This window comes from Streptomyces sp. NPDC055078, from assembly GCF_053607985.1.
Window position 1 is genome coordinate 1 of sequence record NZ_JBSGUP010001057.1, and the last position, 1,692, is coordinate 1,692.

Below are 1,692 nucleotides of genomic sequence, written 5' to 3' on the forward strand. Positions count from 1 at the left end.
ACCGTGACCACCCCGGAGCTTGCGCGCGCCCTGCCGCCGGGGTCGCCCGTACAGCTCCTGGACGATCCCCGGCTCGCCGCACTCGACGGCGGCGATCTCACCGACGCCGACCGCCGGGCGCCGCTGGTCCCCGGGCATCCGGCGTATGTCATCCACACCTCGGGGTCCACGGGCCGGCCCAAGGGGGTCGTCGTCACCCACGAGAGCGTGGGCCGGCTCTTCCACAGCCATCGCGAAACGCTGTACGCGCCCGCGGTCGCGGCGACCGGACGGCGGCGGCTGCGCGCCGGGCACGCGTGGTCGTTCTCGTTCGACGCGTCCTGGCAGCCGCAGCTGTGGCTGCTGGACGGGCACTGTGTGCATGTGGTGTCCGATGAGACCCGGCGCGACCCCGAACTGCTGGCGGCCGCCGTCGTGGCGCACGGCTTCGACTTCCTCGAAGTCACCCCGTCGTTCTTCGCGCAGATGGCCGGGGCCCTGGTGCGGGACGACGGCACCTGCCCGCTCGCGGTGGTCGGCGTCGGGGGCGAGGCGGTGCCCGGGGCGCTGTGGGATCGGCTCGGCTCACTGCGCGGGACGGAGGCGTTCAACCTGTACGGTCCGACCGAGTCCACCGTCGACGCCCTGGTGGCCCGGGTCCGCGACAGCGAACGTCCGCTCGTGGGCCGCCCGGTGGCCGGGACGCGGGCGTATGTCCTCGACGATCTGCTCCAGCCGGTGCCGCCCGGGGTCGCGGGCGAACTGTATCTCGCGGGCGGCGGTCTGGCGCGCGGCTATCTCGGCGCCCCGGCACTGACCGCCGAGCGGTTTGTCGCCGATCCGTTCGGCGGGCCCGGCTCCCGGCTGTACCGGACGGGTGACCTGGCCCGCTGGACCGGGGACGGGAGGCTCGACTATCTTGGCCGGGCCGACGAGCAGGTCAAGCTCCGGGGCTTCAGGATCGAGCCGGCCGAGATCGAGTCCGCCCTCTGTGCCCATCCGGCGGCCGAACAGGCCGTGGTGACGGTCCGGCAGGACGGCTCCCGCAAACTGCTGGTGGCCCATGTCGTCCCGAAGGGGGGCCACGAAGTGGACGCGGCGCAGCTGCGCGCCCATGTCGCCTCCCTGCTGCCGGACCCGATGGTTCCGGCAGCGGTGGTGCTCCTGGAGCGGCTGCCGAGGCTGCCGAACGGCAAACTGGACCGGGCCGCCCTGCCCGCCCCGGACTTCGCCGCCCTGTCCTCCGGACGCCCGCCCGGCACCCCGGTCGAGAAGACCCTGTGCGCGGTCTTCCGCGACGTCCTGGGTGTCGAACGGGTCGGCGTCGACGACGACTTCTTCGCCCTGGGCGGCGACAGCATCGTGGCCATGCAACTGGTGAGCCGGGCCCGCGCGGCGGGGGTGCGGATCACTCCCCGGCTGGTCTTCCGGCACCGTACGGTCGCGGGGCTCGGCGCGGTCGCCACCGCCACCGGCGATCTCGTACGCGCATCCGACGACGGTACGGGTACGGTGCCGCTGACCCCGGTGATGCACTGGCTGCGGGAGCTGGGCGGCCCCTTCTCGACGTACCACCAGGCCGCGGTCGTCCGGACGCCGGCGGCGCTGGACCGGCGCGGGCTCGGCGCCGTCCTCCAGGCGCTGGCCGACCGGCACGATCTGCTGCGGGCCACGCTGGTGCGCGGCTCCGCCGACGACTGGTCGCTGCGGGTC

1 protein-coding gene is annotated in these 1,692 nt (G+C 74.4%); it reads left to right on the forward strand.

The window, feature by feature from the left end; genetic code table 11:
- The coding region (locus ACWF94_RS40095; RefSeq protein ID WP_453500168.1) for an AMP-binding protein at positions 1-1,692 on the forward strand (1,692 nt) is incomplete at both ends.